Raw genomic sequence first — 12,931 nt, 5'->3', positions numbered from 1 at the left:
TCGTTGTCGTCATGCGTCGTCGGATGCGAATACGCGCGCGCCGTCGACGAAGGTCTGCAGCACGCGCGTCGCGCCGATCTCGTCGGCGGGGCCCTCGAACGGGTCGCGGTCGAGCACCGCGAGATCGGCCAGCGCCCCCACGCGGATCGTGCCCGTGTCGGCATCCAGGTGGTTGACCCATGCTGAGCCCGCCGTGTACGCGGCGAGCGACGTCGCCAGGTCGATCGACTGCTCCGGCAGGAAGGGCTCGTAGTCGCCCTCCTCGAAGCCTGGAGCCGCCTGCCGGTTGACGGCGGTGTGGATGGCCGCCATCGGGTTGGGGGAGGAGACCGACCAGTCGCTGCCCGCCGCGAGCGTGGCGCCGGTGCGCAGCAGGTCCCCAAACGGGTACTGCCAGGCCGAGCGCGCCTCGCCGAGGAAGGGCAGCGTGAGGTCGACCATCTGCGGCTCGAGCGTCGCCCACAGCGACTGCATGTTGGCGACGACGCCCAGCGCGCGGAAGCGGGGCACGTCCTCCGGGTGGATCACCTGGATGTGCGCAATGTGGTGCCGGCCGTCGCCGCGTCCGTTGCGCGCGATCGCGTGCTCGACGGCATCGAGGCACTCCCGCACCGCGCGGTCGCCGATGGCGTGGAAATGCACCTGGAACCCGTGCCCGTCGAGCTGCGCGACCGCCTCCCGCAGCAGCTCCGGCGGCACGAACGAGATCCCCGCGTTGTCGGTCGCGTGGCCGTGCCCGTCGCAGTACGGCTCGAGCATCGATGCCGTGAAGTTCTCGGCGACGCCGTCCTGCATCACCTTGATCGTCGTTGCCTGGAACCGCCCCCCGCTCAATCGCTCGCGCCGTTCGAGCAGCGATGGGATCTGCTCCAGCCCCGCTGAGCGATCCCACCAGAGTGCGCCGACCACGCGCCCGGTGAGCGAGCCGTCCGCGGCGGCGAGACGATACGTCTCCCCGGGGTCGCGCAGGTCGCTGTAGTCGCCGACGATGGCGTCCTGCCACGCGGTGATGCCGAAGGAGTGCAGGTAGCGCTGACCGGCCAGCAGGGCCTCGTGCAGCAGCTCGCGGCTCGCCGCCGGCACCAGCGTGTTGACGAGCGACATGGCGCCCTCGTGCAGCGTGCCGGTCGGATTGCCGTCGGCATCGCGCTCGATGCGGCCGTCGCCGGGGTCGGGCGTGTGCCGGTCGATGCCTGCGAGGCGCATCGCCGCGGAGTTCACCCACGCGCCGTGCCCGTCGCGATTGGGCAGGAAGGCGGGCCGGTCGGGCAGCACCCGGTCGAGCGTCGCGGCAGTGGGTGTGCCGCCCGGGAACGCCGACATCGACCAGCCGCCGCCGAGGATCCATTCGGCGTCCGGGTGCTCGGCGGCGTAGCGAGCGATCGTGTCGAGGTACTCGGCCTCCGACGTGTGCTCGGCGAGGTCGCAGCGCAGCAGGTCGAGCCCGCCGGAGACCGGGTGCACGTGCGCGTCCTGGAAGCCGGGCACGAGCATCCGTCCCGCGAGGTCCACGCGCTCGGTGCGCGGGCCGATGAGCTCTCGCACGGCATCGCCGCCCACCGCGACGATGCGGCCGTCGGTGACGGCGACCGCGCTCGCGCGGCTGCGCGCGGCATCCGCCAAGAACACGGGTCCGCCCGCGAGGACGAGGTCGGCATGGGGCATGGGGATTCCTTCTCTGGCGGCTCAGCCGCCGGTCATGGTGCGCGCGATCTGGGTCGCCGAGTCGCCCGCGCGGCGCAGCACCATGGCGACGATCGCGAGGGCGATGAGCGTGAGCACGAGCATGATGGTCGACACCGCCGCGATCTCCGGGCGCAGGCCGGAGCGCACGGCAGAGAGCACGTAGACGGGCCACGGCGTCGTGCCCGAGACCTGCACGAACGCGGCGATGATGGTGTTGTCGAGGCTGAGCGTGAACGCGAGCAGGAAGCCGGCGAGCACGGCGGGCATCGCCCGCTTCAGGGTGACGCGGCGGAAGGTCGTGAACGGCGTCGCGTAGAGGTCGCCGGATGCCTCCTCCAGGTTGCCCTCCTGACCGATCAGGCGAGCGCGCACGATGTAGGAGACGATGGCCATCGCGAACAGCGATGAGCCGATCGACAGGCGCACGTAGCCGTTGTCGAACAGCGGCATCCCCGCATCCTGGCCGAGGAAGACGAACCAGGGCAGCAGCGCGATCGCGTCGACGATCTCGGGCGTCACCGAGACCAGCAGCAGCAGCCCGAGGAACCACCACGTCCAGCGACCGGGGTGCCGAGCCATCGCGATCCCCGCGAGCGTGCCGAGCGACGTCGCGATGATCGCGGAGATCGCAGCCGTGATGACGGAGACGCGAACGGCGTCCTGCACGACCGGGCTGTCGACGATCGCACGGAAGGCGTTGAAGCCGAAGCTGTCGAACGACACCAGCAGGCGCCCGTCGTTGAACGAGTGCACGAAGATGACGATGATCGGCGCGAACAGGAACAGCAGCACCAGCACGCCCCAGATCGAGAGCGCCAGGTCGCTCCCCGAGCGGTGGGGGCGCCGTGCCTGCACCGGGCGGGGCTCTGCGGCGCTCATCGCGCGATCCCGCCGACGGGCTCGGGGCGCCGCGCGGCATCGCGGTCGACCACCGATGCTTCGGGCTCCGGCCCCAGCACGAGCCTGCCGCGCATGCGCAGCGGCAGCGCGAGCAGCCACAGGAGCAGCCCGCAGACGGCGATCGTGAGCGTGATCACCAGCATGAGCACGACGGCCATCGCCGATCCGAGCGCCCAGTTCTGCGCGGTCTGGAACTGACTGGCGACGAGCTGGCCCACCATGTTGCCCTGCGCGCCGCCGAGCACGGTCGCGGTGATGTAGTCGCCCATCAGGGGGATGAACACCAAGAGCACGCCCGCGATGATGCCGGGCTTCGACAGCGGCAGCGTCACGCGCGTGATGGTCGCGAGCGACCCGGCGCCCAGATCCTTCGAGGCCTCCCGCACCTGGGGCCCCACGCGGTCGAACGCGACGTAGAGCGGCAGGATCATGAGCGGCAGGTAGTTGTAGACCACGCCCAGCAGCACCGCCGATCGCGTGTAGAGGATGTCGATCGGGCCGAGCCCGATCGCCTCGAGTGCCTGGGACGCCCATCCCTCGGGTGCCAGGATCACCTGCCACCCGATGGTGCGGATCAGGAAGTTCGTCCAGAACGGGATGAGCACGAGCGCGAGCATGATGCCGCGCCGCTCCGGCCGCACCTTGAACGCCAGCCAGTAGGCGACCGGCGCGCCGATCAGGAAGCACAGCAGCGTGCCGAGCAGCCCCACCCACAGGGTGTTCTGGAAGGTCATCGCGAACGTGGGCGAGAGCGCTTCGACATAGCGGTCGAAGGAGAGGATGTCGTTCGCGTGCGTGCCGAACACACCGGGCTTGTAGCCGAAGCTGAACCAGAGCACCATCGCGACGGGCGCGATGAAGAAGAGGGCGAGCCAGGACCACGCCGGCAGTGCCAGCAGCGCGCCGAACGACCGTCTACGCACCGGCAGCGGCCTTCATCTCGTTCCAGATCTCGACGCGACGCCCCTGCGACTCGTTCAGCTCGCCCTCGTGCATGGTCGCGAGCTGCTCGTCGCTGAAGAACAGCAGGTCGGTCATCTCCAGGCCCGCATCGGCGGCGACCTGCTCAAGATCCTTGCCGCCCACGTGGTAGCCGATGTAGTCGAGGTTCGCGAGCATGCTGTCGGGGGTCATCGACCAGTTGATGAACGCGTGCGCGGCCTCGGGGTGCGGCGCACCGGCGGCGATCGCCCAGTTGTCCATCCACAGCTCGGTGGCCGGTCCCGGCAGCACCCAGGTCCAGCGCTCCGGATCCGGCGACTCCATGATCCCCAGGCGCGCGTCGCCGTTCCACGACTGCATGAGCACGTGGGTGCCCTGCGGGATCGCGCTGCCGCCCGGGTAGGAGTCGAAGGCGACGATGTGGGATGCCAGCTCGTTCACGAGGAAGTCGCGGCACGCGTTCAGCTGCGCCTCATCCGTGGTGTTCCAGTCGATCTCATCGCGCCAGAAGAACGGGCCGAGCACGCCGGCGGGGTCGTCGAGCAGGGTCGTCCTGCCGCTCGCCTCGTTCATGGCGGCATCGAGGAAATCGGCCCAGGTCGAGAGCTCGCGCGTGATCACGGTGTTGTCGTAGACGAAGCCCGTCGTGCCCCACGCCTTGCAGACCGAGTACTGGTTCTCGGGATCCCATTCGCGCCCGACGTACTGCGGGGCCAGGTTCGCAAGGTTGGGCAGCAGCTCCTTGTTGAACGGCGTCAGCAGCTCGTTCTCGATCATCTGCGGGATGAAGGAGCCGGTCGGCACGATGACGTCGTAGCCGGAGGTGCCGCGCGCGGCGACCAGCTTCGCGATCATCTCCTCGTTCGAGCTGAACGAGTCGAGCCGGATGGTCGGGCCCAGCTCATCGCTGAAGCCGGAGAGCACGTCGGGGGCGTCGTAGTCGCCCCAGGTGTACATCGACAGCTCGCGCTCGAGCGAGCCGCCCGAGGCGCCGGACGTGGCGGCGGGGCTGCCGCCTCCGCTGGGCGTGCAGGCCGCGAGCAGCGCTGAGCCGCTCGTGATCGCAGCGATGCTGAGGAAGCGGCGACGCGAGACCTCGCGCTCGATGAGCGGCACGGCCTCGGCGCTCGCGAGGATGCGGATCGGGTTCTTTCCAGCGGGCATCATTGCCTCCTGAGGGGTGAGCGGGGATCAGTCGGTCGGGGGATCGATGCGGCCGCCGGCGGCCGCCGCATCCGTCGCGGGGAAGAGGTGCACGTCGCTCGCGAGCCATGAGCAGCGCACCGTGTCGCCGGTGCTCATCTCAAGCGATTGCGCGGTCGGCTGCCGCACGACGATGCTCTGGTCGTCGCCCAGCCCCACGAGGAACTGCTTCGTCTCGCCCAGGTGGGAGATACCCAGCAGCGTGCCGCGCACGGCGTTCGCGTCGGGCAAGGGATCGCGGCCATCGGGCTCGACGCGCACATGCTCGGGGCGCACCGCGGCCATGCCGGGGCCGGAGGCGAGGCTGTCGTCAGCCGAGCGCAGCCGCACGTGGTGCGCGTCGATGCCGCGACCGGAGTCGATCAGCGCCCCCTCGAAGAAGTTCTGCTGGCCGACGAACGCAGCGACGTAGGCGGATGCGGGCCGGGCGTACACGCTGTCGGGGTCGCCCAGCTGCTCGATGCGGCCCTCGCGCATGATCGCGATGCGGTCGCTCATCGAGAGCGCCTCGGCCTGGTCGTGCGTGACGAAGACGAACGTGATGCCGAGCCGCGACTGCAGCAGCTTCAGCTCCAGCTGCATCTCCTCGCGCAGCTTGCGGTCGAGTGCGCCGAGGGGCTCGTCGAGCAGCAGCACTGCGGGACGGTTGACAAGGGCGCGTGCGAGCGCGACGCGCTGCTGTTGACCGCCCGAGAGCATCGTCGGCCTGCGGTCGGCGAAGCTGCGCATCTGCACCATCTCGAGCGCCTCGGTGACCTTGCTGCGGATCTCGCCCCGTGGCGTGCGCCGCTGCTGGAGCCCGTACGCCACGTTCTCGGCGACCGACATGTGCGGGAAGAGCGCGTACGCCTGGAACACGGTGTTGACGTCCCTGCGATGCGGCGGCCTGCCCAGCACACTCGTGCCGGAGATGCGGATGTCGCCGGCATCCGGGTGCTCGAAGCCCGCGATCATGCGCAGCGTGGTGGTCTTGCCGCAGCCGGAGGGGCCCAGCAGCGACAGGAACTCTCCTGCGCGGATGTCGAGCACGAGGTCGTCGACGGCGAGGTGATCGCCGTAGCGCTTCGTGACGTGCTCGAGCTGGATGCTCCCGCGCACCGTCTCGCTGGCTGCGGGTGCGAGGGTCGCGTCTGCTGCGTTCGACAAAGATCGGCCTTCCCGGTCATGTGCGCTTCGTTGTGCACATGGACAACACCATAGGCACAAGACGGCGGTTCGCGCACCAAATCACGGCAACCGTGACCTGACTGACACACTGGAGCCATGCCAACAGACCTCGAGGCGCGCGTCGCCGTCTACATCGACTTCGACAACATCCTCATCTCCCGCTATGACCAGCTGCACGGTCGCGGCGCCTTCCACACCGACAAGGTGCGCACGCTGCCCACCGATGGTCGCGAGTCGAAGGCGCGCACGCGCTTCCAGCAGGCGACCGTCGACCTCGGCGCCATCATCGACTACGCCTCCAGCTTCGGCTCGATCGTGCTCAGCCGCGCCTACGCCGACTGGTCGGTGCCCGCGCATGCCGCCTATCGCGACCAGCTGCTCGCGCGCGCTGTCGACCTCGTGCAGATGTTCCCCACCACCCGAGCGCTCAAGAACGGCGCCGACATCCGCCTCGCCGTGGACGTCGTGGAGGATCTCTTCCGGCTCGAGGACATCACGCACGTCGTGATCGTCGCCGGTGACAGCGACTACATCGCGCTCGCGCAGCGCGCCAAGCGGCTGGGCAGCTACGTGGTGGGCATCGGCGTCGCCGGCAGCACCTCGAAGTCGCTCGCGGCTGCCTGCGACGAGTTCGCCGACTACGACGCGCTGCCAGGCATCGAGCCGGTGCGGATCGTCGAGCCGGAGCCCGAGCCCGAGCCGAAGCAGCCGGAGGCGGAGGCTGCACCCGCGCGCAAGCAGACGCGAGGCAAGGTCGGCGGAGCCAAGTCGGCGGACAAGGCAGAGCCGGCTGCAGAGCCCGTGCCCGACGCGGAGCCCGAGCCCGAGCAGCCGCCGGCCCGCCGCCGTCGTCGCGCCACGACCGAGTCGGTGGCGGCGGGGCAGGATGAGGTGGCGATGTCGGCCGATGAGCGCGGCGACGCCGCGACCGGCCTGCTGGAGCGCGCCCTGCGGATCCTGCACCAGAAGTCCGACGACGAGTGGCTGCACGCCAATGTCGTCAAGGAGCAGATGAAGCGCATGGATCCTGTCTTCAACGAGAAGTCGCTGGGCCACAAGTCGTTCACCGACTTCGTCACGGCGCGCGCCGACCTGGCGGACATGCGCGAGGAGGGGCAGGCGCGCCTGCTGCAGCTCAAGACGGTCTAGCCGCATTCGGCCGCCGGGTGCACACTGGCTGCATGCCCGAGCTGCCGGAGGTCGAAGCGCTCGCCCTCGACCTGGGCGCGCGGCTGACCGGACGCGCGATCCACCGCATCGACGTGCTGGAGATCGCCGCGCTCAAGACCGTCGAACCGCCGGTCGCCGCGCTGCACGGCAAGGCGGTGCTCGGGGTCGCTCGGCGCGGCAAGCACCTGGTGCTCTCGGTCGAGAGCGGCCCGCATCTGGTGATCCACCTTGCCCGCTCCGGCTGGATCCGCTGGCGCGAGGCCGCGCCGCGGCCCACGGCCGGTCGCGGCAGGGGTCCGCTGGCCGCGCGCGCGGTGCTCGAGCCCACGGACGGGGACCCTCCGGGCGGCGACGGCTTCGACGTGACGGAGCAGGCGACGCGCAAGCGGCTCGCCATCCACGTCGTCGAGCATCCGGAGCAGGTGCTCTCGATCGCGACGCTGGGGCCGGAGCCCCTGGCTGCCGACTTCACCGAGGAGCGCTTCGCGGGCATCCTCGCCGCTGCAGGGCGCGCGCAGATCAAGGGTGTGCTGCGCGATCAGCAGCGCATCGCGGGCATCGGGAACGCCTACTCGGATGAGATCCTGCACGCAGCGGCGATGTCGCCGTTCCACCCCGCGTCGATGCCCGCGGACGAGGTGCACCGGCTCTACGCGGCACTGCGGCAGGTGCTCCAAGAGGCCGTCGAGCATGCCGCCGGTGTGCCGGCGTCGTCGCTGAAGGCCGAGAAGCGGCAGCGCATGCGCGTGCACGGCCGCAAGGGCGAGGCATGCCCCGCCTGCGGCGACACGGTGCGCCAGGTCATCTACGCCGACTCGACGCTCGAGTACTGCGCGACGTGCCAGACGGGTGGCAAGCCGCTCTCCGATCGCGTGCTGTCGCGTCTCGGGGTGCGCCGCTAGGCAGCAGGGATCAGTCCGAGTGGGCGACGACCCCGCCCGAGACGACGGTCCACGGCTGCACCGTGGCGACCCGCACCCCTGGCGCGGAGTAGTAGGGGTCGTCGGCGAGTGCCGCCTCGACAGCGCCCATGTCGTCGGTCGAGAACAGCAGCAGCGCCCCTGACTGATCGGCGAACGGGCCGCCGGCGGCGAGCGTGCCGTCGGCGACCAGTGCCGCAGCCTTCTCGCGATGCGCGGGGCGCAGCTCGAGGCGGGCCGGGTCGTCGGAGAACGAGAGGATGACGGCGATCATGCGCTCAGCCTAGGCACTGGCGACGCATGCCGCCGCATCCGGGACTAGACGGCGACCAGCTCGTCGGCAGCCGCGGCGACCACCAGCTCGATGCTTGCCTGCAGCTCGTCGCGCGAGCGAGCGACGAACGCGGGAGCGTCCACCATGCGCATGGACTCGTCGAAGTCGGTGGACTGGAACGGCATCTGCACGCCCGCTCCCTGCAGCGCGACGCCGATGTAGCGCAGCACCGACGCGAGCTGCGCGGCAGCCGAGCGGCCCCCGGCCCAGCCATAGGAGACGATCGCGGCGGGCTTGCCCTCCCACTCGGCCTTGAGGTAGTCGATGGCGTTCTTGAGCGCTGCCGGGTAGCCGGAGTTGTAGTCGGGGGTGAGGAAGACGATGCCGTCGAGGGCGTCGATCTGCTCCGCCCAAGCGATCGTGTGGTCGTTCGTGCGCACGCCCGATGCCGGCGGCAGCGCCTCGTCGAGCAGCGGCAGGCGCTGCTCGGCCAGGTCGAGCATCACCGCGTCGGCTCCCGCCGTCTCGATGATGCTGACGAGCTCGTCGGCGACGGGTCGCCCGACCCGCACGGGGCGGGTGCTGCCGACGATGATGCCGATTCGGGGACGTGCAGACATGGTGCTCCTCAAGAGTGTGGTGGGTGCTGGGGCGCGCGTCCGCGCTGCGCCCGAGAGCCAGAACGCGCGGTGCTGAGGGGTATTCCCGGGCTGAGACGGCGTCAGGCGAGGAAGGCCCGCGCCGCGGTCACCATGGCCGTCGTGGCGGTGTCGAGGGTCGGCTGCAGCACCGGGATGAAGTCGGGGGAGTGGTTCGAGGGCACATCCGCGTCGGCCGTGCCGCGCGCGGTCGCCTCGGCGACGAGCTGCGGATCGAAGCCGCCATAGAACCAGTAGACCGAGGGGGCGCCCCAGGTGTCCGGGAGGTAGTTGAAGTCCTCTGAGCCGAGCAGCGGCGTCTGCGGCACGTGCCGGTCGCCGAACACGTCGTCGAACGCGGCCCCCACGGCCGTGGCGGCATCCCGGTCGTTGATCGTGAGCGGTGCCCGTTCGCCCGTCTCGATGGTCGCCGCCGGCGCGCCGGCCGCGGCGCACTCACCCTGCACGATGCGCTCGATCGCCGCGATCATGCGGGTGCGCACGCGGTCGTCGAACGTGCGGATATTGATCTCGAACCTGGCGGTCTCGGGGATGATGTTCTGCCGCGTGCCCGCGTGGAAGGTGCCGATCGTCAGGACCGCTTGGTCGGAGGGTGCCACCTCGCGCGACACGATCGTCTGCAGCCGCAGCACCATGCTCGCGGCGAGCACGATCGGATCGATGGTCTTCTCCGGCTGCGAGCCGTGGCCGCCGCGGCCGCGCACCGTCACGACGAAGTGGTCGCTCGCTGCCATCACGGGACCCCCGGCGGTGAGCACCGTGCCTGCCGCCTCGGGCATGACGTGCTGGCCGAGTGCGATGTCGATCCGATCGGGGAACAGCTCGCGCAGCGCGTCCTGCATGCCGAGGGCGCCGTCCATGGTCTCCTCCGCGGGCTGGAAGACGGCGATGATCGTGCCGGACCAGTCCTCCTGGTCGGCGAGGATGCGCAGCGCGCCATGCAGCGACGCCATGTGGGTGTCGTGGCCGCAGGCGTGCATGACGCCGACCGGTGCCCCGGCGAGCTCGTCGACGACCGTCGAGCGGTAGGGCACCTGCTCGACCTCGGTGACCGGCAGGCCGTCCATGTCGGCCCGCAGCAGCACCGTCGGGCCCCGACCGCGGCGCAGCACGCCGACCACACCAGTGGCGGTGCCGACCTGCTCGTGCACCTCGAAACCTGCCTCCCGCAGCAGCTCCGCCATCCGGGCGGCAGTGCGATGCTCCCGCAGCGAGAGCTCCGGGCTCGCGTGCAGCTCGCGGTAGAGCTCCTCGATGAACGGTCGGTGCGTGTCCAGCGTCATGGGGTCAGGCTACGCCGCGCCAGCTCGCGGGTAGGATTGGGGCTGAACCGTGAGGAGCAGCCGTGACCGCCACGTCCGTCGCCTCGCAGGGGTCGCGCCACTGGCACCTCCCTGCGCTGCGAGCCGTGCCCGCGCTCGTCGTGGGCCTGCCGCTGCCCTTCATCCAGCTGCACGCGCCGATCGTGGGTCTCATCGCACTCGCCCTGCTGCTCGCGGGCAGCGCTGCGGCGCTGTGGGCCACCCGCGGGAACGTGCCGAGCGGCGCGGGCCGCTGGCCGGTGCGTCTCGCCTGGTGGTCGGGGATCGGCGCGGTCATCGCGACCGCGCTCGCGATCGCCGCACCCACCGCGGCGATGCTCGGGCTCGCGGTGGCACTGTGGGCGATCCCCGCGGGGCTGCTCGAGCTGCACGGCTGGTGGGGCATGCGATCGGTCACCGAGCCGCGCTCGCGACAGCTCACACGCGACTGGCTCGTGGTCGGAGCGCTGACGCTCATCCTCGGCGCCGTCTACGCGTTCCTGCGCGACCCCGTCACCCTCACCGGGCTCCTCGGCGCCTACGCCGTCATCGTCGGCGTCTTCCACGCGGTCGCGGCTCTCTCCGCCCGCCCGGCCCGCACACCCACAACCGAGCGGAGCAGCGCATGAGCCCCCAGCATCCCACCGACCCCAGTCGCCGCCAGCGGCTCAAGCCCTTCGAGTACATCGTCTTCGCCGCCGTCTCCGGCCTGTTCATCGGACTGGTCGTCATGCTCACCGTGCGCGATCTGACGCTCGCGCTCGTCTTCGGGGGCATCGGGTTCATCGCCACGCTGCTGCTGACGGCAACGCTCATGCTGTCCGTGAAGCCGAAGGGTCGGGCGTCGGCCGACCTCGACAAGCGCGAGGGCTTCGAGCCGTGAGTTGCCGGCGCCCGCTGCCGGTCGCCCTGCTCGTGCCCACGCTGCTGCTCGTCGGATGCACCGCCGTCACGGGCGCCGACGATGGCGCTGCGCAGCCGTCGGTCACGACCGCCGCGGGCGGAGGGGACGCGCGACCGGCCACCGCTGATGGCCCGCACCTCACCGTCGCGGGCCTCGTCTTCGATCCGATCGCGGACGACGTCGACCCCGACGGCGCCTGCGAGTCCGTGGCGGGGCGCGAGGCGCTCGAGGAGTTCGACCGCGCACCCTGGCCGGAGCTCGACGTGCCGGCGGGCAGCGCCACCATGACCTGCGGCAACGCGTCCGGTGCCGGCTGGCGCCACATCGCCGACGGCCATACGCGCGACTTCGGCGAGCTCGCCGATCCGGTCGGCGCCGACTGGGAGGACGTCGCCTGGTTCGCGATCGACCGAGCCCTTGAGGAGCCGACGCGCGTTGAGGCGTACCGCGACGACATCGTCAACTACGACGTGCTGGTCGAGCTCGTCGACGACGAGCGGGTCGAGCGCTCCTGGGTGGTGACGGTCGGGTTCGGCCTCGGCTCGGGCCAGATCATCACGGCGTTCCCCGACGAGCAGCACTGATCGGGTTCGGCACGATTGCAGCGGCTGCACCCGGCCGGTGCGCGTTCTGCCACCATGGCCGCATGGATGCCCTCGTGACCGTCGACTGGCTCGCTCAGCACCTCGGCGACCCGAGCCTGCTCGTGCTCGACGCCTCGATGGCACCGCCCGGCAGCGCGGCAGCCCTGCCGCCCGACAGCGCGGCAGCCCTGCCGCCCGACAGCGTGCCGGGTGCGGTGCGCTTCGACATCGAGGGGCGGATGTCGCGACAGGAGGCGAGCGACGGCCTGGGACCGGTGGGCGCGCACGACATGCTCGCGCCCGCCGACTTCGAGCGCGAGCTGCGCGCGCTCGGCGTCCGCGACGGCGATCGCATCGTCGTCCTCGATGCGATGGGCATCTTCTCGAGCGCGCGCGCCTGGTGGATGCTGCGCGCGGCAGGGATCGAGGCGGCCGTGCTCGACGGCGGCCTGCCCGCCTGGATCGAGGCTGGGCATCCGGTCGCCCGGGTCGCGGCGTCGACCGGCCGCGCCGGCGACGTGACGGTCGCATGGGATGGATCGGCATTCGTCGACGCCGACACGACCGCCGACGCGCTCGCGGACGGCGGCTCCGTGGTGCTCGACGCGCGCTCGGCCGCGAGGTTCAGCGGTGCCGAGCCCGATCCGCGCGCCGAGGTCCGCGCCGGGCACATGCCGGGCGCTCGTTCGCTCCCGTATGCGACGCTCGCCCCTGGCGGGCGGATGCTGCCTCCGGCGGCGCTCGCCGAGCAGCTGCACGACGCGGCGAGCGATGCCCCCATCATCGCCAGCTGCGGCTCCGGCGTCACGGCGGCGGTCATCGCGCTCGCGGCCACCTGCGCCGGCCGGCCCGTCACGGTCTACGACGGCTCCTGGTCGCAGTGGGGTCACCGGGAATCCGGGAGGCCGGTCGTCGGGGGCGCGTGAGGCGACAGCCGCGCCTCCGTTGCGGGAGCGCCGGGTACGCTCGCGGCATGAGTGAGCAGCCGCAGGAACCGTTCGAGCTCGACTACGACGCCGCAGCCGCGAGCCTGCCCACCGACCACCCGGAGCAGGCGGCGGACGGCCTCAAGGCGCTCATGGAGATCCCCGCGTTCCGCCAGCTCGTGCAGCAGGTGCAGGCCGGTGAGCTGCACGACGACGAGCTGCGCGACGAGGCCACCTCGATCGCCCACGACCTCGCCGCCCGCCAGCAGCTGCGCCGCGAGCAGTAGCGAGCACG

Annotated in this window: 15 protein-coding genes; 7 read left to right on the top strand and 8 right to left on the bottom strand. The window is 71.2% G+C overall.

Annotation, left to right across the window (positions count from 1 at the left end; translation table 11 throughout):
• Positions 1–9: 9 nt before the first annotated feature.
• The 5 genes from ACJJVL_RS11060 to ACJJVL_RS11040 are packed head-to-tail and all read right to left on the bottom strand — an operon-like array spanning position 10 to position 5,877.
• The gene (locus ACJJVL_RS11060) at positions 10–1,665 is read right to left on the bottom strand and encodes an amidohydrolase (protein ID WP_405218721.1); all 1,656 of its coding nucleotides are present in this window, start codon (positions 1,663–1,665) and stop codon (positions 10–12) included.
• Positions 1,666–1,686: 21 nt separating this feature from the next.
• Positions 1,687–2,565: an ABC transporter permease gene (locus ACJJVL_RS11055; protein WP_405218720.1), complete on the bottom strand. Its 879-nt coding sequence runs from the start codon at positions 2,563–2,565 to the stop codon at positions 1,687–1,689.
• Positions 2,562–3,509 (bottom strand): ABC transporter permease, encoded by a 948-nt coding sequence (locus tag ACJJVL_RS11050; protein ID WP_405218719.1) that lies wholly within the window; start codon positions 3,507–3,509, stop codon positions 2,562–2,564. Before ACJJVL_RS11050 ends, ACJJVL_RS11055 begins: the two co-directional genes overlap by 4 nt.
• Positions 3,502–4,692, bottom strand: a complete 1,191-nt coding sequence (locus tag ACJJVL_RS11045) for a spermidine/putrescine ABC transporter substrate-binding protein (protein WP_405218718.1) — start codon at positions 4,690–4,692, stop codon at positions 3,502–3,504. The genes ACJJVL_RS11050 and ACJJVL_RS11045 overlap by 8 nt, the downstream gene beginning before the upstream one ends.
• A gap of 27 nt (positions 4,693–4,719) precedes the next feature.
• A complete protein-coding gene (locus ACJJVL_RS11040; RefSeq protein WP_405218717.1) occupies positions 4,720–5,877 on the bottom strand; it encodes an ABC transporter ATP-binding protein in 1,158 nt (385 codons plus the stop codon).
• A 117-nt stretch (positions 5,878–5,994) separates the two neighbouring features.
• Here ACJJVL_RS11040 and ACJJVL_RS11035 point away from each other — a divergent pair, with 117 nt between their 5' ends.
• Both ACJJVL_RS11035 and ACJJVL_RS11030 read left to right on the top strand, forming a co-directional pair.
• Positions 5,995–7,047: an NYN domain-containing protein gene (locus tag ACJJVL_RS11035; protein ID WP_405218716.1), complete on the top strand. Its 1,053-nt coding sequence runs from the start codon at positions 5,995–5,997 to the stop codon at positions 7,045–7,047.
• A gap of 32 nt (positions 7,048–7,079) precedes the next feature.
• Entirely contained in the window at positions 7,080–7,970 is an 891-nt protein-coding gene (locus ACJJVL_RS11030) for an Fpg/Nei family DNA glycosylase (protein WP_405218715.1), read from the top strand.
• Between the two features lie 10 nt (positions 7,971–7,980).
• On the opposite strand, the gene ACJJVL_RS11025 is transcribed toward ACJJVL_RS11030, so the two are convergent.
• The 3 genes from ACJJVL_RS11025 to ACJJVL_RS11015 form a co-directional block, all read right to left on the bottom strand.
• Entirely contained in the window at positions 7,981–8,262 is a 282-nt protein-coding gene (locus ACJJVL_RS11025; protein WP_405218714.1) for a YciI family protein, read from the bottom strand.
• A gap of 44 nt (positions 8,263–8,306) precedes the next feature.
• Entirely contained in the window at positions 8,307–8,882 is a 576-nt protein-coding gene (locus ACJJVL_RS11020) for an NADPH-dependent FMN reductase (RefSeq protein WP_405218713.1), read from the bottom strand.
• A gap of 101 nt (positions 8,883–8,983) precedes the next feature.
• A complete protein-coding gene (locus ACJJVL_RS11015) occupies positions 8,984–10,204 on the bottom strand; it encodes an amidohydrolase (RefSeq protein WP_405218712.1) in 1,221 nt (406 codons plus the stop codon).
• 62 nt (positions 10,205–10,266) lie between these two features.
• On the opposite strand from ACJJVL_RS11015, the gene ACJJVL_RS11010 reads away from it, so the two are divergent.
• The 5 genes from ACJJVL_RS11010 to ACJJVL_RS10990 all read left to right on the top strand — a co-directional run bounded on the left by ACJJVL_RS11010 (position 10,267) and on the right by ACJJVL_RS10990 (position 12,923).
• On the top strand, positions 10,267–10,851 hold the full coding sequence (locus tag ACJJVL_RS11010) for a hypothetical protein (RefSeq protein WP_405218711.1): 585 nt from the start codon (positions 10,267–10,269) through the stop codon (positions 10,849–10,851).
• Positions 10,848–11,105 (top strand): ABC transporter ATP-binding protein, encoded by a 258-nt coding sequence (locus tag ACJJVL_RS11005; protein ID WP_405218710.1) that lies wholly within the window; start codon positions 10,848–10,850, stop codon positions 11,103–11,105. Before ACJJVL_RS11010 ends, ACJJVL_RS11005 begins: the two co-directional genes overlap by 4 nt.
• Complete coding sequence (locus ACJJVL_RS11000; RefSeq protein WP_405218709.1) at positions 11,102–11,710, top strand: hypothetical protein; 609 nt, start codon at positions 11,102–11,104, stop codon at positions 11,708–11,710. Before ACJJVL_RS11005 ends, ACJJVL_RS11000 begins: the two co-directional genes overlap by 4 nt.
• Positions 11,711–11,772: 62 nt before the next feature.
• Positions 11,773–12,636: a sulfurtransferase gene (locus ACJJVL_RS10995; protein ID WP_405218708.1), complete on the top strand. Its 864-nt coding sequence runs from the start codon at positions 11,773–11,775 to the stop codon at positions 12,634–12,636.
• A 47-nt stretch (positions 12,637–12,683) separates the two neighbouring features.
• Positions 12,684–12,923 carry a hypothetical protein gene (locus ACJJVL_RS10990; protein WP_405218707.1) on the top strand — a complete coding sequence of 80 codons (240 nt, stop codon included), beginning with the start codon at positions 12,684–12,686 and terminating at the stop codon, positions 12,921–12,923.
• Positions 12,924–12,931 lie beyond the last annotated feature (8 nt).

Source organism: Agrococcus sp. Ld7 (assembly GCF_045064095.1).
GTDB lineage: Bacteria > Actinomycetota > Actinomycetes > Actinomycetales > Microbacteriaceae > Agrococcus.
This window is presented reverse-complemented; position numbering and strand designations above follow the sequence as displayed.